This is a genomic window from Variovorax terrae (genome assembly GCF_022809125.1).
In the GTDB taxonomy this organism is placed as follows: Bacteria; Pseudomonadota; Gammaproteobacteria; order Burkholderiales; family Burkholderiaceae_C; genus Variovorax_A; species Variovorax_A terrae.
Genome location: NZ_JALGBI010000003.1, coordinates 387200 through 403263 on the forward strand (window position 1 = coordinate 387200; position 16064 = coordinate 403263).

14 protein-coding genes are annotated in these 16064 nt (G+C 68.1%); 9 read left to right on the forward strand and 5 right to left on the reverse strand.

The window, feature by feature from the left end:
• The first annotated feature begins 71 nt into the window (after positions 1 to 71).
• Both tkt and gap read left to right on the forward strand, forming a co-directional pair.
• Complete coding sequence (gene tkt / locus MMF98_RS21270; protein WP_243309346.1) at positions 72 to 2096, forward strand: transketolase; 2025 nt, start codon at positions 72 to 74, stop codon at positions 2094 to 2096.
• Between the two features lie 33 nt (positions 2097 to 2129).
• On the forward strand, positions 2130 to 3128 hold the full coding sequence (gap, locus tag MMF98_RS21275) for a type I glyceraldehyde-3-phosphate dehydrogenase (protein ID WP_243309347.1): 999 nt from the start codon (positions 2130 to 2132) through the stop codon (positions 3126 to 3128).
• Between the two features lie 61 nt (positions 3129 to 3189).
• Here the strand turns inward: gap and MMF98_RS21280 are convergent, their stop codons facing one another.
• Genes MMF98_RS21280 through MMF98_RS21290 form a run of 3 tightly spaced genes read right to left on the reverse strand, consistent with a single transcriptional unit; the run spans position 3190 to position 4263 of the window.
• Positions 3190 to 3408 (reverse strand): DUF3820 family protein, encoded by a 219-nt coding sequence (locus MMF98_RS21280; RefSeq protein WP_243309348.1) that lies wholly within the window; start codon positions 3406 to 3408, stop codon positions 3190 to 3192.
• Position 3409: 1 nt separating this feature from the next.
• Positions 3410 to 3781: a translation initiation factor Sui1 gene (locus MMF98_RS21285; protein ID WP_423837661.1), complete on the reverse strand. Its 372-nt coding sequence runs from the start codon at positions 3779 to 3781 to the stop codon at positions 3410 to 3412.
• Positions 3782 to 3786: 5 nt separating this feature from the next.
• Positions 3787 to 4263, reverse strand: coding sequence for an FKBP-type peptidyl-prolyl cis-trans isomerase (locus MMF98_RS21290; protein WP_243309349.1), 477 nt, complete (start codon positions 4261 to 4263; stop codon positions 3787 to 3789).
• A gap of 280 nt (positions 4264 to 4543) precedes the next feature.
• Here MMF98_RS21290 and MMF98_RS21295 point away from each other — a divergent pair, with 280 nt between their 5' ends.
• The 6 genes from MMF98_RS21295 to MMF98_RS21320 all read left to right on the forward strand — a co-directional run bounded on the left by MMF98_RS21295 (position 4544) and on the right by MMF98_RS21320 (position 10475).
• Positions 4544 to 5545 (forward strand): fumarylacetoacetate hydrolase family protein, encoded by a 1002-nt coding sequence (locus MMF98_RS21295; protein ID WP_243309350.1) that lies wholly within the window; start codon positions 4544 to 4546, stop codon positions 5543 to 5545.
• Entirely contained in the window at positions 5542 to 6459 is a 918-nt protein-coding gene (locus tag MMF98_RS21300) for a LysR family transcriptional regulator (protein ID WP_243309351.1), read from the forward strand. The genes MMF98_RS21295 and MMF98_RS21300 overlap by 4 nt, the downstream gene beginning before the upstream one ends.
• A gap of 282 nt (positions 6460 to 6741) precedes the next feature.
• Entirely contained in the window at positions 6742 to 7731 is a 990-nt protein-coding gene (locus MMF98_RS21305; protein WP_243309352.1) for a fumarylacetoacetate hydrolase family protein, read from the forward strand.
• An 85-nt stretch (positions 7732 to 7816) separates the two neighbouring features.
• Positions 7817 to 8965 carry a porin gene (locus MMF98_RS21310; RefSeq protein WP_243309353.1) on the forward strand — a complete coding sequence of 383 codons (1149 nt, stop codon included), beginning with the start codon at positions 7817 to 7819 and terminating at the stop codon, positions 8963 to 8965.
• Between the two features lie 8 nt (positions 8966 to 8973).
• On the forward strand, positions 8974 to 9384 hold the full coding sequence (locus tag MMF98_RS21315; protein ID WP_243309354.1) for a VOC family protein: 411 nt from the start codon (positions 8974 to 8976) through the stop codon (positions 9382 to 9384).
• A 101-nt stretch (positions 9385 to 9485) separates the two neighbouring features.
• Positions 9486 to 10475, forward strand: coding sequence for a Bug family tripartite tricarboxylate transporter substrate binding protein (locus MMF98_RS21320; RefSeq protein ID WP_243309355.1), 990 nt, complete (start codon positions 9486 to 9488; stop codon positions 10473 to 10475).
• A gap of 54 nt (positions 10476 to 10529) precedes the next feature.
• Here MMF98_RS21320 and MMF98_RS21325 read toward each other — a convergent pair whose 3' ends face one another.
• On the reverse strand, positions 10530 to 11561 hold the full coding sequence (locus MMF98_RS21325; RefSeq protein WP_243309356.1) for a pirin family protein: 1032 nt from the start codon (positions 11559 to 11561) through the stop codon (positions 10530 to 10532).
• 211 nt (positions 11562 to 11772) lie between these two features.
• On the opposite strand from MMF98_RS21325, the gene MMF98_RS21330 reads away from it, so the two are divergent.
• Positions 11773 to 13584 carry a S8 family peptidase gene (locus MMF98_RS21330; protein ID WP_243309357.1) on the forward strand — a complete coding sequence of 604 codons (1812 nt, stop codon included), beginning with the start codon at positions 11773 to 11775 and terminating at the stop codon, positions 13582 to 13584.
• Positions 13585 to 13639: 55 nt separating this feature from the next.
• Here the strand turns inward: MMF98_RS21330 and MMF98_RS21335 are convergent, their stop codons facing one another.
• Positions 13640 to 16051 (reverse strand): GcvT family protein, encoded by a 2412-nt coding sequence (locus MMF98_RS21335; protein ID WP_243309358.1) that lies wholly within the window; start codon positions 16049 to 16051, stop codon positions 13640 to 13642.
• Positions 16052 to 16064 lie beyond the last annotated feature (13 nt).

Consider the following 16064-nt stretch of genomic DNA (forward strand, 5'->3'; position numbering starts at 1 on the left):
AACGGCTCGGGCCGGCCCAAACGGTAAAATCCGGGGTTTCCCTGATCTTCCCCCCTCCGGAGCCGCCCTCAATGGCAAACACCCAACTGATGGCCAACGCAGTCCGCGCGCTGGCCATGGACGCTGTACAACAAGCCAACTCCGGACATCCCGGCGCCCCCATGGGCATGGCCGACATCGCGGTTGCCCTCTGGGGCCGCCACCTCCGGCACAACCCGCGCAACCCGCGCTGGGCCAACCGCGACCGCTTCGTGCTGTCCAACGGCCACGGCTCGATGCTGATCTATGCGCTGCTGCACCTCACCGGCTACAAGCTGCCGATCGGCGAGCTCAAGAACTTCCGCCAGCTGCACAGCATGACGCCTGGCCACCCCGAGGTGGGTTATGCGCCCGGCGTGGAAACCACCACCGGCCCGCTGGGCCAGGGCCTCACCAACGCCGTGGGCATGGCGCTGGCCGAGAAACTGCTGGCCAAGGAGTTCAACCGCAAGGATGGCGAGGTGGACCACGCCATCGTCGACCACCACACCTACGTGTTCCTGGGCGACGGCTGCCTGATGGAAGGCGTCAGCCACGAGGCCGCGGCCCTGGCCGGTGCCTGGAAGCTCAACAAGCTGGTGGCGCTGTATGACGACAACGGCATCTCGATCGACGGCCAGGTCGCGCCCTGGTTCATCGACAACACCGCGCTGCGCTTCGCGGCCTACGGCTGGAACGTGATCGGCCCGATCGACGGCCACGACGTGGACGCGGTGGACCGTGCCATCGCCGACGCCAAGAACAGCGCCGACAAGCCCACCCTCATCATTTGCAAGACCCACATCGGCAAGGGCAGCCCGAACCGCCAGGACACGGCCAAGGCCCACGGCGAGCCGCTGGGCGCCGAGGAAATCAAGCTCACGCGCGAGGCGCTGGGCTGGCCGTATGCGCCGTTCGAGATCCCGGCCGAGGTCTATGCCGACTGGGACGCCAAGGCCCAGGGCCTGGCCGCCGAGTCGGGTTGGGACGCCAAGTTCGCCGCCTACAAGGCCGCGCACCCCGAGCTGGCCCGCGAATTCGTGCGCCGCATGAAGGGCGAGCTGCCCAAGAACTTTGCCCAGGTGGCGGTGGACACCGCCGTGGCCGCCCACACCCAGGCCGAGACCGTGGCCTCGCGCAAGGCCTCGCAGCTCGCGCTCGAAGCCTTCACCGCCGCGCTGCCCGAGCTGCTGGGCGGCAGCGCCGACCTGACCGGCTCCAACCTCACCAACACCAAGAGCACGCCGAACCTGCGCTTCGACCTGGCCGGCGAGAGCAACGGCGGGCGCCACATCAACTACGGCGTGCGCGAGTTCGGCATGGCCGCCATCATGAACGGCATCGCGCTGCATGGCGGCTACATTCCCTACGGCGGCACCTTCCTCACCTTCAGCGACTACAGCCGCAACGCCATCCGCATGGCCGCGCTGATGAAGCAGCGCGTGATCCACGTGTTCACGCACGACTCCATCGGCCTGGGCGAGGACGGCCCGACCCACCAGTCGATCGAGCACGCGGCCAGCCTGCGCCTGATCCCCAACCTGGACGTCTGGCGCCCGGCCGACACCGCCGAGACCGCCGTGGCCTGGGCCGTGGCGCTGCAGCACAGCAACAAGCCGACGGCCTTGCTGCTGAGCCGCCAGAACCTGCCCTACGCGCCCAAGCGCGACCTGGGCGAGATCAGCCGCGGCGCCTACGTGCTGTCCGAGCCGGCCGACCTGGGCCTCAAGAAGAAGATGCAGGCGGTGATCATCGCCACCGGCTCCGAAGTGCAGCTCGCGCTCAAGGCGCAGGAGCTGCTGGTGGCGAAGAAGATCGCGGTCCGCGTCGTCTCCATGCCGGGCACCAACGCGTTCGACCGCCAGACCGAGGCCTACAAGGCCAGCGTGCTGCCGGCCGGCGTGCCGCGCATCGCGGTGGAGATGGGCGTCACCGATTTCTGGTGGAAGTACGGCGCGGCCGCCGTCGTGGGCATCGACACCTACGGCGAGTCGGCGCCCGCGCCGGTGCTGTTCAAGCACTTCGGCTTCACCGCCGAGAACGTGGCCGAGACGGTGCAGGCCGTGCTCGCGAAATAAGTTTCGTATTCAACATCGAAGGAGAAAGCAGACATGACCATCAAGATCGGCATCAACGGCTTCGGGCGCATCGGGCGCAACGTGCTGCGCTCGGCCGTGCAGAACTTCAGCGACATCGAAGTCGTCGGCATCAACGACCTGCTGGAGCCCGACTACCTGGCCTACATGCTGCAGTACGACTCGGTGCACGGCCGCTTCAAGGGCACGGTCGCCGTCGATGGCAACACCCTGATCGTCAATGGCAAGAAGATCCGCCTGACGCAGGAGCGCGACCCGGCCAACCTCAAGTGGAACGAGGTCGGCGCCGACGTCGTGATCGAGTCCACCGGCCTGTTCCTGGACAAGGTGACGGCCCAGAAGCATCTGGACGCCGGTGCGAAGAAGGTCATCCTGTCGGCCCCCTCCAAGGACGACACGCCGATGTTCGTGTTCGGCGTGAACGACAAGACCTACAAGGGCGAGGCCATCATCTCCAACGCCTCCTGCACCACCAACTGCCTGGCCCCGCTGGCCAAGGTGCTCAACGACAAGTGGGGCATCAAGCGCGGCCTGATGACCACGGTGCACGCCGCCACCGCCACGCAGAAGACCGTGGACGGCCCGAGCAACAAGGACTGGCGCGGCGGCCGCGGCATCCTGGAGAACATCATCCCCAGCAGCACCGGCGCCGCCAAGGCCGTGGGCGTGGTGATCCCCGAGCTGAACAAGAAGCTCACCGGCATGAGCTTCCGCGTGCCGACCTCCGACGTGTCGGTGGTCGACCTCACGGTGGAACTCAACAAGGAAGCCAGCTACAAGGACATCTGCGCCGAGTTCAAGGCCCAGAGCGAAGGCGCCTTGAAGGGCATCCTGGGCTACACCGAAGACAAAGTGGTGGCCACCGACTTCCGCGGCGATACCCGCACCTCGATCTTCGATGCCGACGCCGGCATCGCGCTGGACGGCACCTTCGTCAAGCTCGTGAGCTGGTACGACAACGAATGGGGCTACTCCAACAAGTGTCTGGAGATGGTGCGCGTGGTGTCGAAGTAAACCCGCCCGGCTGGCTCAAAACAGAACGCGCCTTCGGGCGCGTTTTTTCTGGGCGGAACCCTCATTTTTGGCCGCGGCGCAGCGGCGCCAGCAGCGGCTTCAGGCCGTTGTGGTCGATCTCCTGCATCAGCGCCAGCAGCCGGCCGATCTCGCCGGGCGGAAAGCCCTCGCGCGCGAACCAGTTGAGGTAGTTGCCCGGCAGGTCGGCGATCAGGCAGCCCTTGTGCTTGCCGAACGGCATCTCGCGCGTGACCAGTTTTTCCAGATCCTCGGGGCTCATGTCAGCCGCCGGCCCGCTTGACGTGAAAGCCCTGCTTCTGCAGCGCAGCGATCACGGTGTCGCGGTGGTCGCCCTGCACCTCGATCACGCCGTCTTTCACCGTGCCGCCCGAGCCGCAGGCGGCCTTGAGCTGCTTGCCGAGCTGCTCCAGCGCCGGTGTGTCGAGCGGCACACCCGCAACCACGGTCACCCCCTTGCCGCGCCGGCCCTTGGTGTCCAGCGAGACGCGCACGGTGCCATCGGACGGCGGCGCTGCCTTGCCGAGCGCCTTGCACACGCATTGGGCCACCGGCTGGCGGCAGGCCGGGCACATGCGGCCCGCCTCGGTGGAGTAGACGAGGCCGCTGCGCGCGAACGCATCACGCATCGACATGCTCTTCAGTGGTGATGCCCGTGCTCGCCGTGCACGTGGCGGTGGGCAATCTCTTCTTCGCTGGCGGCGCGCACGCCGGTCACGGCCAGCGAGAAGCGCAAGGTCTTGCCCGCGAACGGATGGTTGCCGTCGAGCAGCACCACCGGCCCCTTGATCTTGATCACATGGAACACCTGCTCGCGCCCATCGTCGGTGTGGCCGCGCAGCTGGCCGCCCACCTTCACGCCCGGCGGGAACTCGCTGCGCGGGATGCTGCGGGCCAGGCCCTCGTCGCGCACGCCGAAGGCGTCTTCGGGCGCCAGTTGCAGCGTGGTCTGGTAGCCGGCCTGCTGGCCTTCCAGCGCGGCCTCGATCTTGGGGAAGGTGTTGTCGTACCCGCCATGCAGATAGACCATGGGCTCCTTGCTTTCTTCCAGCAGCTTGCCCTGCGCATCGGCGACTTTGTAGCGGAGGGTGACGACGGTGTCTTTGGTGATGTTCATGGCGCTATTCTCCCGCGCTTTGGCTCCGGCCCGGGTTGCGCGGGGCTGGCGTCCTGGCTCCGCGTCCGGTGGCTTGGCCGCGCCAACAGCCGCAGCAAAGCCGCCATGGCGAGGGTAGTGCGCCAAGGCATTTGCGAATTTTTGGCGAGGATTGTTGAGTTATTTGTTCAAATCACCGGCGATGGGTCGGCTATCGTCAAGGCTCGCGCGCCGGGCCGGCGTCAAGGGCTTGCCGCGGCGCCATGGCTCCTCCCACTCTCACTCCTTTCACCGCCTCTTCATGAAACTGATTACCTTTGTGCCGTCCCCTGCAGCGCACGGTGCGGCCGGCCCGCGCCTGGGGGCGCTGGTCGATTCCCGTCAGGTGCTGGATCTGGCGCAGGCTGCCGAGCTGCATGCCGGCCGGGCCGATCCGCGCTTTGCCTCGATGCTGGCGTTGATCCAGGCCGGCGAGGCCGCATGGGACGATGCCCGTGCCCTGCTCGCCGAGGCACCGTCCGCCGCCCTGCTCGATCGGGCCCGGGTTACCTTGCGCGCGCCCTTGCCGCTTCCCGAGTCGATCCGCGATTTCGCCAACTACGAGCTTCATGTGCGCCAGGCCATCCGATCCGCCATGACGCTGCGCGCCAACGCCACCCCGGATCCGGCTGCCGCCTTGCAGCGCTTCAGGGAGGCGGGCATGTTCGAGATTCCCCAGGTCTGGTTTGACATGCCCCTGTACTACAAGGGCAACCGGTTCAGCTGCATCGGGCATGGCCAGCCGGTGCAGTGGCCGGCCTTTGCCGAAAAAATGGACTATGAGCTGGAGCTCGCGGTGGTGATCGGCAAGACCGCGCGCGATGTGCCGCCCGAGCGGGCGATGGACGCCGTGTTTGGCTACACCATCTACAACGATTTCAGCGCCCGCGACATGCAGGCAAAGGAAACCAGCTTCCGCATGGGGCCGGCCAAGGGCAAGGACTTCGATACCGGCAATGCCTTCGGCCCGTGCATCGTGACGCGCGACGAACTGCCCGATCCGCTGGCCCTGGCCATGTCGGTCCGCGTCAATGGCGAGCTGAAGGTGAGCACCACATCGGCCGGCATGCAGCACGACATTGCTGCATGCATCAGCCATGTGAGCCGGTCGGAAACCCTCCATCCGGGCGAGATTTTCGGAATGGGCACCCTGGGCAACGGCTGCGGCTACGAGTCGCTCAGCTTTCTTGCCGCCGGGGATGTGGTCGAGCTGGAGGTCGAGGGCATCGGCATCCTGCGCAATCAGCTGATGGCACGCGAATGAACATCAACCTCAAGCAGCTCAAGGCGTTCCTGGCCGTCTACCAGACCCGAAAATTCGGGAGCGCGTCGGAGCGCCTGTTTCTGACGCATTCGGCGGTGAGCGTGCTGATTCGCCAGCTCGAATCGGAGGTGGGCCAGCGGCTGTTTGACCGGACGACGCGCACGCTCCGGCCGACGGCGGCGGCGAATGACCTGTACCCGATCGCCGAGCGCGTGCTGCGCGAACTAGGCTCGATCAACGAGCACTTCAAGAGCTTCTCGAGCGGCGCGCAGGGACGGCTGACGTTTGCGGTCACGCCCGTCATCGCCGTCAACCTGGCACCGAAGGCGATCCGTGCCTTTTCGGAACTCCATCCGGGTGTTCAGGTGATCGTCGAGGACTGCGCGCCGGCCCAGTTCGCGGAGCGGCTGCTGTCCGACCAGGTCGAGTTCGGCATCGGGACGCCCGAGCAGATCACGTCCGAGATCGAGTGCGAAACCCTGATCAAGGGCTACCTGTGCGCAGTCATGCGGGTGACGGATCCCTTAGCGCGCGATGAGCTCGTGCGCTGGGTGGAGCTCAAGGGGCAGCCCGTCATCGCCGTCAAGCCCGGGTATGGCATCCGCCACTCGATCGATGCCGCGGTGAGCGAGTCCGGCGCCAACATCCGCTTTGCCCACGAGGTGTCTTACCTGATGACGGCGCTGGCCTTCGCCGCCGAGGGCATGGGGATCGCCATCCTGCCGTCCTCGCTGGTGTCCCAGGTCAAGTACCCGCAGGTGGTGGCGCGCCGGCTGGTGGCGCCCACCGTGACGCGGGACGTCTGCATCATGACCAAGCGCGGGGCCACGCTGTCGCCCGCGGCCGATGCCTTCCTGGCCCTGATGCGTGCCGGGCTGAGCGATGGCCGGATCCCGCTGACGCCGGCGTTCTAGCTCGGCGAGGGCCTTGCCGGATTTGTGAAACTTCATCAAAAAGGCGCGACAACTATTCGTTTTACGCCCTTCTCCATCGGGGTTGTAATGCGCTCCTTTCCAGAAGCCAAGGAAGCGCCCTTTGTCAGATCGCCGATTCTCCCCAGCTCATTCGAGAGGCTTGCCTCCGGGAGGTGAGCCGTGGCGCGGTGCCCTGGTGCGAGCGCTTTGCGCGCCGCCGAGCGCCTGTTCGGCCCGCGGCGCGGCCATGGATCCTACCCACCGATAGACAAGGAAATTTTGATGAAACTCGCAAGCATCCGGCAGGCCTCCCGCGTGGCGCTGATCGTTGAGTTGCCGGACGGCGGCGCGGCGCTGCTGGAAGACCTGTACCGCGCCGCTGCGCTCGGCGAAGCGCCCGCCAGCCTGCAGGCCCTGATCGAACGCGGCGACGCAGAAGTGGTGCGGCTGCGTGCCGCCCTGCCGCTGCATGCGAGCCGGCTGCCCCTGGTTGCGCTGGAGTCGGTTGATTGGCTGGCGCCGCAGCCGCGCACCGGCAAGATCCTGGGTATTGCCGTGAACAACCGCAATCTGAACCGGGTGGCCTTTCGCGAACCGACCCATCCCATGATCTTCATGAAGTCGTCGACTTCGCTGACGGGGCATCAAAAGCCCATCGAGATCCTGCAGGACCACGGCTACACCATTCCCGAGCCCGAGCTGTGCGCCGTGCTCGGCAAGGGTGGCAAGAACATCGCGGAGAAGGATGCCTTGTCCTGCGTGTTCGGATACACCATCACCAACGACATCACCGCCAGCGGCGTGAAATTCTCGATGGACTCCGTGGCGCTGAACATCGGGGCCCAAAACATGCGCCCGCACCACACGGTATGGCGCGAGAAGCACGGTCCCGACGATGGCTTTCTCTACTTCACCTACCACACCCGTTCCAAGGCGTCGGACACCTTCAGCCCGATGGGCCCGTGGCTCACGCTGGCGGCCGATGTGCCCGATCCCAACAAGCTGGCCGTGCGCAGCTGGGTCAACGGCGAGCTCTATACCGAAGACAGCACTGCGAACTACCTGTTCCCGCTGCAGCGGTGCATTGCCGAGGCCAGCCGCTTCCTGACCCTGGAGGCCGGCGACATCATCCATTTTGGCACCGCGGGCGCGGGAACCGAGAAGTTCCCGATGGGCAACCGCTCCGTGAACCTGTTCGAAATGGATGGCGCCACGGTGGACGTGGAGTTCGAGGGGCTGGGCCGCCTCAGCAACGTCGTCAAACGCATCTAGCCCGCAGCCCCTGTTCCGGTTCGCTGCCCGTCCTGCAGGCCGCAGGGCGGCAGGACGTTTTATGTTCTATCAGGAGACTTTCACCATGAAAAAAACACTTCTCACCACGCTCGGATTGGCATGCGCGGCAGCCGCCCATGCCCAATCGTCCGTGACCCTGTTCGGCGTGATCGACACCGGCGTGCAGTACGGCTCGGGCAGCGTGTCCAAGCGAACGGCAGTGCAGGGCGTGGGCGGCAACCTGGCCACCCGCCTCGGCTTTCGCGGCACGGAGGACCTGGGCGGCGGCCTGGCCGCCAGCTTCTGGCTGGAGGCCGGCCTGAACAGCGACGACGGCACCGGCGCGGCCTCCAGCGCCAACAACCAGGCAGTGGGCGCCTTCAACCCCGCCACCGGCGCCAATCCCGCGGTGCGGTCCGGCACGCAGGGGCTGACCTTCAACCGGCGCTCCACCGTGAGCCTGAGCGGCGGCTTCGGCGAGATCCGCGTGGGCCGGGATTTCACGCCCTCGTTCTGGAACCATGCGTTCGATCCCTTCACCTTGCTGGGCGTGGGCGCGGCGCTGGAGTACACGGCCGGCTTGCGCGTGAACGGTCCGACCGACGGCACGCTCGCGCGCGCCTCCAATTCCGTGGGCTATTTCCTGCCCGACAATCTCGGAGGCTTCTACGGGCAGGCCATGTATGCCCTGGGCGAAAACGCTTCCAATTCGGCCAACGCCGGCGACGGCCGCTATGTCGGCTTCCGCGTGGGGCACCGGCAGGGGCCCTGGAATGTGGCGTTCGCCAGCGGCAAGACCAGCCAGACGATCAAGGCCACTGCGGGCGGCAGCTACACCGACACCAGCATTGCCGGTTCCTACGATTTCGGCGTGGCCCGCGCCATCGCCATCTATGACCTGCAGAAGCAGCAGCAAGCCTCTGGCGCGGGCTCGGCGGACCGCGCCTCGCGTGGCTGGATGATGGCGGTGACCGTTCCTGTGGGCGTTGGCCTCGTCAAGGTGAGCTATGGCGTTTCGAAGAAGACGGACGCAAGCGTCGCGTCGGTCGATGGCAACAAGGCGTCGCAGCTGGCGCTCGGCTATGTCCACAACCTGAGCCAGCGGACCGCGCTGTATGCCACCTGGGCCCAGGTGCGCAACAGCGGCGGCTCGAGCTTCGCGGTGGGCGGCGGCGTGACCGGGGCCAACCAGAGCGCTTCGGGCATCGATCTGGGCATCCGGCATTCCTTCTGAGGCGCGCCATGGCAGACAAAGCAGAAGATTCCGGAGCGCCCCTGTTCCAGGGCATCGACCACATCGACATGGCGGTGGAGGACGTGGAGGCCGTGGCGGCGTTCTACATCGGCCTCGGGTTCGAGGTTGCCCGGCGCACCGACCATGCGGGCGGTGCCGTGGAGTTGCGCTTTCCCGGTCCCGGCGCGCAGCCGGTGCTCGAGCTCATCCCCTGCGTCAAGCCGGACGGGACGCGCATCGCGAATCCCGGCATCCGCCACATCGGCCTGCTGTGCCAGGATATCGGCAAGGCGCACGCCGTGCTCAGCGCCCGGGGCGTGGCCTTCAAGAACGAGCCGCGATTCGTGCCTTCGACGAAGCGCTGGCTTGCCAATACCTATGATCCCTCGGGTGCCATCGTGCAACTGGTGGGTCTTTAGCGCCACGGGCCGGCGCGTGGCCGAGCGCCGCGCACCGGCCCAGGTTTTTCTGACCCTGATGCCGACCAAAGCATCCGATACCGATTCAAGAGACCAACGTCATGACCTCAACTCTTCTCAACCGGCGCCAGACGCTGGCCATGCTGGCGGCCCTGGGCGGCGCGGGCGCGTCCCTGGCGGACAACGCGGCCTTTCCTCTGAACAAGCCGATCCGCATCATTGCGCCGAGCGCCGGCGGCGGCCCGACCGACGCGGTGGCACGCATCCTGGCCGAGCGGCTGGCACCGGTCTTCAAGGTGCCGGTGATCGTGGACAACAAGCCCGGCGCCGTGGGCGCCATCGCCCTGGATGCGGCGGCCAAGTCTCCGCCCGACGGCCACACGCTGGTGGTCGGCTTCGTGTCGGCCAACATCATCCATCCCCTGCTCAACCCGAAGGTGCCGTTTGACGCGCGCAAGGATTTCACGCCGATCACCCAGGTGATGTCGGGCGGCGTGAACCTGATGGCGCATCCCTCCTTGCCGGCCAACACCCTGCAGGAGTTCATCGCCTATGCCAAAAAGCAGCCGCAACCGATGAGCTATGGCTCATTCGGCAGCGGCTCGACGGCCCATCTGGCCGGCGAGTACCTGCAGACGCTCACGGGCATCAAGATGGCGCACGTGCCCTACAAGTCCGCGACGGCACTGGTCAACGACCTCGTGGGCGGGCACGTGATGGTGGGCTTCACCGACACGACCAACGCCGCCGCCCAGATCCGCACGGGCCGGCTCAAGGGCATCGCGCAGACGGGCACGGTGCGGGCGCCATCGCTGAAAGACGTGCCAACCATGCAGGAGCAAGGTGTTCCGTTCACGGCCGGCGCCTGGAACGGCATTTTCGGCCCGGCCCATATGCCGCCCGCGGTGATCGAGCGGCTGAACCGGGAGATCGTGCAGATCCTGAAGGCGCCGGACCTGCAGGACCGCTGGATCACGGCCATCGGCTACCCGCCGGTGCCGACCTCCTCGGCTGAATTCGCGCAGATCGTCAAGAGCGACTTCGACACCTGGCAGAAGGTGATCACTGCCTCCAAGATCACGCTCGACTGACGCCGTCTGCGCGTGCGGCGTGCCGCGCGGGCCTGCTCCGCTGGCGCAGGCCGCTCAGTCGCCCGCGATCTCCTCGTGCCGCCCATCGGGATGGCGGGCAAAGCGCGGGCGCTCGCGGCCATGCACGGGCGCCTCGTCGGCCCACGGCCAGCCGCCGAACTGGGTGCGGCGGTAGTCCTGCATGGCCTGCATGATTTCGGCCTGGGTGTTCATCACGAACGGGCCGTACTGCGCCACCGGCTCGCCGATCGGCCGGCCCTGCAACAGCAGGAACTCGCCCTCGGTCTCGCCGTTGGCCAGCTCCACGGGCACGCCGGCGCGTAGCTCGATGGCCTGGGGCGCGCTCACGGTCTGGCCCGCGATCGCGGCCGACCGGCCCTTGAAGAAATACAGCATGCGCCGCGTGTCCTTGCCGGTTGCCGGCGGCAGCGTCCAGCGCGCGCCGGGCGCCATGCGCAGGGTCCAGATGGCCACATCGGCCTCGGCCTGCGCGGCCCAGGAGTCGGGCGGCGGCGGCAGCGGCGCGCCGGCCCCGGCCAGCGTACCGGCGATGCAGGCCACCTCGGTCTCGCGGCCCTGGTCGTCCTGCGCCGTCAGGCGCGGAATGGCCTGCGACCAGAACATCGTGAAGTGCGGCGCCACCATCTTGTGGCGCGCCGGCAGGTTCAGCCAGATCTGGAACAGCTCCAGCGGATTGGGCCGCGTTTCATCGAGCAGCGGGAACATCTCGGCGTGCACCACGCCCCGGCCCGCCGTGAGCCACTGCGCGTCGCCCTGGCCGAAGCGCGCGGTGGCGCCCAGCGAGTCGGAATGGTCGATCAGCCCTTTGCGCACGACGGTCACGGTCTCGAAGCCGCGGTGCGGATGCGAGGGAAAGCCCGGCACCGTGCCGCCGTGGTACATGCTCCAGCCGTCCTTGCGGCTGAAGTCCTGGCCCAGATCGCGCCCGGCCAGCGAGGTGGCCGGGCCCATCTGTGCATTGCCTTGCGGGTAGGCATCGTCGTGGTAGGCGCAGAACAGGAATGGGTCGAGGGTCTGCCACGGAAAGCCGAGGGGTTGGATCTGGAGGATGGGGTGGTCGGGCATGGCGGGGCTTCCAAAGAACAACAGATGCGGGCCGCGCCCGGGGTTTCAAGCCGGACTCGGCGGGTGGCCGGGGCCGGGCGGGTGGGCGCTCAACCTGATGGTGCCTGACGCGAACCTGATGGATCGCGGGCTGTTGTTTGCAGAAGCAGCTGGCCCGGCCCGGGACCCGGGGTGGAGTAGGCGGGCCGCGGGCCTCGTGCTACAAAGCGGGATGAATCGATTTCTTGTCGGCCCTTTGCTGGCCCTTGCCTTCGCGTTGCCTCTGCATGCCGGTGCCCAGCCGGTCCGGGGGTTGATCGTCAAACTCAAGCCCCCGTCCGCCGAATCGTCGGGCCGCGAGACGCCGCAGGCCGCGCGCGAGCGCCTGGCCACGGTGGCGCAGGGCGCGGGCGTGGCCTGGCAGAGCCAGGACGCCGTGGGGGCCGGGCACCGGCTCATGCGCTTGGCCAGCCCGCTGCAGGGCGAGGCGCTGGAGGCCGCCTTGCGGCGCCTGCGCCTGCATCCCGACGTGGCTTCGGTCGAGCCCGACGTGCTGCTCCAGCCGGCGGCCGTGCCCAACGACCCGGGCTACGCCACCCAGTGGCACCTGAGCGTGCCCACGCCCAATGCGGCGGCCATCAACATGCCGCCGGCCTGGGACCGCACCACGGGCGGGCCGGTGGTGGTGGCGGTGCTCGACACCGGCGTGCGCAAGGACCATCCCGATCTGGCGGGCCAACTGCTGGCCGGCTACGACTTCGTCAGCGAAGTGCCGTATGCCAACGACGGCGATGGCCGCGACCCCGATCCCAGCGATCCGGGCGACTGGGTGTCGGCCGCCGACAAGGCCAGCCAGCCGGCCCTGTTCAGCCAGTGCAGCGTGCAGAACAGTTCCTGGCACGGCACCTTCATCACCGGGCAGATCGCGGCGGCCACCAACAACGGGATCGGCATCGCGGGCATCAACTGGGGCACGCAGGTGCTGCCGGTGCGCGTGTCCGGCAAGTGCGGCGCGCTGCTCAGCGACATCCTGGACGCCACCCGCTGGGCCGCCGGCCTGTCGGTCGTCGGCGTGCCGCCCAATCCCACGCCGGCGCGCGTCATCAACCTGAGCTTTGGCGGCGACGTGCCCTGCACGCAGAGCTACCAGGACGTGATCGACGAGGTGGCGGCTGCCGGCGTCCTGGTGGTGGTGGCGGCCGGCAACAGTTCGGGTGCGCTCAAGCGGCCCGCGGATTGCCGCGGCGTGCTGGCCGTCGGGGCCGTGCAGCCCAACGGACTCAAGACGGACTATTCCAACGTCGGCGCCAACATGGGGCTGATGGCGCCGGGCGGCAGCGGCACGCAGGGCTCGTCCACCAACCTGTACTCGAGCCTCAATCTCGGCACCACGGTCCCGGCCACCAATGGCTATGGCTACAAGCAGGGCACCAGCTTCTCCGCCCCGCTGGCGGCCGGTGTGGCCTCGCTGATGCTCACGCTCAACCCCGCGCTCACGCCCGCGCAGCTGGTGGCACGCCTGCAGGCCGGCGCACGGCCTCACACGTTCACGGCGTCCTATGCGCAATGCGACGCCGGCGGCGGGCTGGCCTGCAACTGCACCACGGCGGCCTGTGGCGCCGGCCTGCTGGATGCCGGCAACAGCACCTTGCAGGCGCTCAATCCGGTGGTGCTGATCGCGCCTGTGGGCTCGCCAGGCGCGGGCGCCACGATCACGCTGGACGGCCGTGCCAGTGCCGCCGCCGTGGGTGCGGCCCTGGTGGGCTATCGCTGGGAGCTGGCAGCGGGCAGCGGTGCCAGCATCCAGTCGCCTGGCAGCGCCGTGACCACGGCCGTGCTGTCCCAGAATCCGGGCAACTTCGTGTTCCGCCTGACGGTGACCGACAACGCCGGCCGCAGCAGTGCGGACTCGCTCTCGGTCAGCACGCTCAGCGGCGGTGGTGGCAGTGGCGGCAGCAGTGGTGGTGGTGGCGGCTCCACCGGCTGGCTGTGGGGCGCGGCCCTGTGGCTGCTGGCCGGGCTGGCGTGGCGTCGTCGAGCCTGAAATGGCCGAAGGTCCAGGTCGGGCGGTCGTTTGTTGCTATTGAATTGATAGTAATTCAGGGCCGGGGCGGCCACTGGTCGTAGAGCCGCACGGGCACCGAAGCGCCCCACAGCTCGATCTGGGCCGGCGTACCGGCGTGCGGCCGGCCGGCACCCTCGCCGCGCACATAGCCCAGTGCCACGCAGGCCTGGGCCAGCGGGCTCCAGCCGGCAGACGAAATCTCGCCCACGGTCTGCCCGTCCAGAACGATGGCCTCGCCGCCCCAGGCATAGGCCTCGGGCGAACCGAACACCAGCGTCACCAGCTTCTTGCGCAGCGGCTGGCCCTGCGAGGCGCGCAGGGCGGCCTTGCCGATGAAGCCGGCCGGCTTGTCGAGCTTGACGGCGTAGCCCAGGCCGGCCTCCCAGGGCGTCTCGTCGGGGCCGAGTTCGGCGCCCCAGGCGCGGCGGCCCTGCTCGATGCGCAGTGCGTCGAGCGCGTAGTAGCCGGCCTCCCTCAGGCCCAGGTCCGCCCCCGCTTGCTGCAGCGCGAGGTAGACGTGGCGCGTCATTTCCACCGGCACATAGAGTTCGAAACCCGGCCCGCCCACGTAGCTCATGCGCGCCGCACGCACGCGGGCGAAGCCGAGATCGATCTCCCGCGTCCATGAAAAACCGAGCGAGGCGGGCGACAGGTCGTCCGGGCTCACGCGGGCCAGCAGCTCGCGCGCCTTCGGCCCCATGAGCGAGAGCACGCAGGTCAGGGCCGAGACGTCGGTGAGCACGGCATGCTCGTGCGCGCCGATATGGCGCGAGATCCAGTCGAAGTCGCGCACCGCCTGGGCCGAGCCGGTGATGAGGTGGAAGCGGTCCGGCGCCAGGCGGATCACGGTCAGGTCGCTTTCGAACCCGCCACGCTCGTTGAGCATCGCGGTGTAGACCATCCTGTCGACGGGCATGTCCATCTCGTTGGCGCACAGGCGTTGCAGCACGGCCAGTGCGTCGCGGCCCTGCAGCAGCAACTTGGAAAACGAGGTCTGGTCATACAGCGCCACGGCTTCGCGCGTGGCCCGCTGCTCGTCGATCACCCAGGGCAGCCAGCCCGGAGCGCCGAGCGTGTGGGGCGGCCGGGCTTGGCCGGCCGGTCGGAAGTAGTTGGCGCGCTCCCAGCCGTTCTTGCTGCCGAACTCGGCCCCCTGGGTCGCCAGCAGGTCGTACAGCGGCGAGGTGCGCAGCGGCCGCGCGGTTTCCAGTTCCTGCCGGGGCCAGCGCATGGCGTAGTGCAGGCCAAGGGTTTCGCCGGTGCGCTCGGCCAGGGCCTTGCGGTTGCCGGTGAAGGCGCCGAAGCGGCGGATGTCCACGTCCCACAGGTCCGTGGCGGGCTCGCCGCCCACGATCCATTCGGCCATCAGCCGGCCCGCGCCGCCGCTGTTGGCGATGCCCGCCGAGTTGAAGCCCGCGCAGACGAAGTAGTTGCGCAGCTCCGGCGCTTCGCCCAGGATGAAGTTGCCGTCGGGCGTGAAGCTCTCGGGGCCGTTGAGCAGCATCTTGATCTCGGCCGTCTCCAGGCACGGCGTGCGGTGCAGGGCGTGGGTCATGAGGATCTCGAACTGGTCCCAGTCCTCGCCCAGCAGCTCGAACTGGAACGTGCTGGGAATCGGGTCCATCTTCCAGGGCTTGGCCTTCGGCTCGAAGCCGCCCATCACCAGGCCGCCAACTTCTTCCTTGTAGTAGATGTAGCCGTCGGGATCGCGCATCACGGGCAGCATCGGGTGCACGCCGGGAATCTTGCCGGTGACGATGTAGAAATGCTCGGCCGAGTACAGCGGCACGTTGACCCCGGCGAGCCGGCCGAACTGGCGGGCCCACTGGCCCGCGCAGTTCACCAGGACATCGCACCGCACCTCGCCCTGCGCCGTCCGGACGCCCTGGACCACGCCGTTCCGGGTGATGACGCCGGTGACCTCCACGCCCTCGACCATCTTCACGCCGCGGTTGCGCGCGCCCTTGGCCAGCGACATGCACAGGTCCGCCGGATTGGCCTTGCCGTCGCCGGGCAGCCAGATCGCGCCCTGCAGGTCGTCGGTGCGCATGAGGGGGTAGCGCTCGCCGGCCTCGTTGGGTGAGATCAGATGACACTCGACGCCGAAGCTGTTGGCCATGGCGGCCTGCTTCTTCAGCACCTTCATGCGCTCGGGCGTGCGCGCCACGTTGACGCTGCCGCAGGGCTTCCAGCCGGTGGCCAGGCCGGTCTCGGCTTCGAGCGAGGCGTACAGCTCGATGCCGTAGCGGCTCATGGCCGTCATGGTGCGGTTGGGCCGCATCTGGCCGACCAGCCCCGCTGCGTGCCAGGTGGTGCCGCTGGTGAGCTTGCCCTGTTCGAGCAGCAGCACATTCGTCTTGCCGAGCTGGGCCAGGTGGTAGGCCACGGAGCAGCCGGCGACGCCGCCGCCCACGATCACGATGTCTGCATGGCTGGGGAGCGTCATGAGGGTGTTCCGT

Bases quoted from the DNA above. Each gene is read 5' to 3' on its own strand.
- MMF98_RS21330 (WP_243309357.1), top strand. From the start codon at position 11,773: ATGAATCGATTTCTTGTCGGCCCTTTGCTGGCCCTTGCCTTCGCGTTG.
- MMF98_RS21310 (WP_243309353.1), top strand. From the start codon at position 7,817: ATGAAAAAAACACTTCTCACCACGCTCGGATTGGCATGCGCGGCAGCC.
- MMF98_RS21285 (WP_423837661.1), bottom strand. From the start codon at position 3,781: ATGTCGATGCGTGATGCGTTCGCGCGCAGCGGCCTCGTCTACTCCACC.
- MMF98_RS21295 (WP_243309350.1), top strand. From the start codon at position 4,544: ATGAAACTGATTACCTTTGTGCCGTCCCCTGCAGCGCACGGTGCGGCC.
- MMF98_RS21335 (WP_243309358.1), bottom strand. From the start codon at position 16,051: ATGACGCTCCCCAGCCATGCAGACATCGTGATCGTGGGCGGCGGCGTC.
- MMF98_RS21290 (WP_243309349.1), bottom strand. From the start codon at position 4,263: ATGAACATCACCAAAGACACCGTCGTCACCCTCCGCTACAAAGTCGCC.
- MMF98_RS21325 (WP_243309356.1), bottom strand. From the start codon at position 11,561: ATGCCCGACCACCCCATCCTCCAGATCCAACCCCTCGGCTTTCCGTGG.
- gap (WP_243309347.1), top strand. From the start codon at position 2,130: ATGACCATCAAGATCGGCATCAACGGCTTCGGGCGCATCGGGCGCAAC.
- MMF98_RS21315 (WP_243309354.1), top strand. From the start codon at position 8,974: ATGGCAGACAAAGCAGAAGATTCCGGAGCGCCCCTGTTCCAGGGCATC.
- MMF98_RS21305 (WP_243309352.1), top strand. From the start codon at position 6,742: ATGAAACTCGCAAGCATCCGGCAGGCCTCCCGCGTGGCGCTGATCGTT.
- tkt (WP_243309346.1), top strand. From the start codon at position 72: ATGGCAAACACCCAACTGATGGCCAACGCAGTCCGCGCGCTGGCCATG.
- MMF98_RS21320 (WP_243309355.1), top strand. From the start codon at position 9,486: ATGACCTCAACTCTTCTCAACCGGCGCCAGACGCTGGCCATGCTGGCG.
- MMF98_RS21300 (WP_243309351.1), top strand. From the start codon at position 5,542: ATGAACATCAACCTCAAGCAGCTCAAGGCGTTCCTGGCCGTCTACCAG.
- MMF98_RS21280 (WP_243309348.1), bottom strand. From the start codon at position 3,408: ATGAGCCCCGAGGATCTGGAAAAACTGGTCACGCGCGAGATGCCGTTC.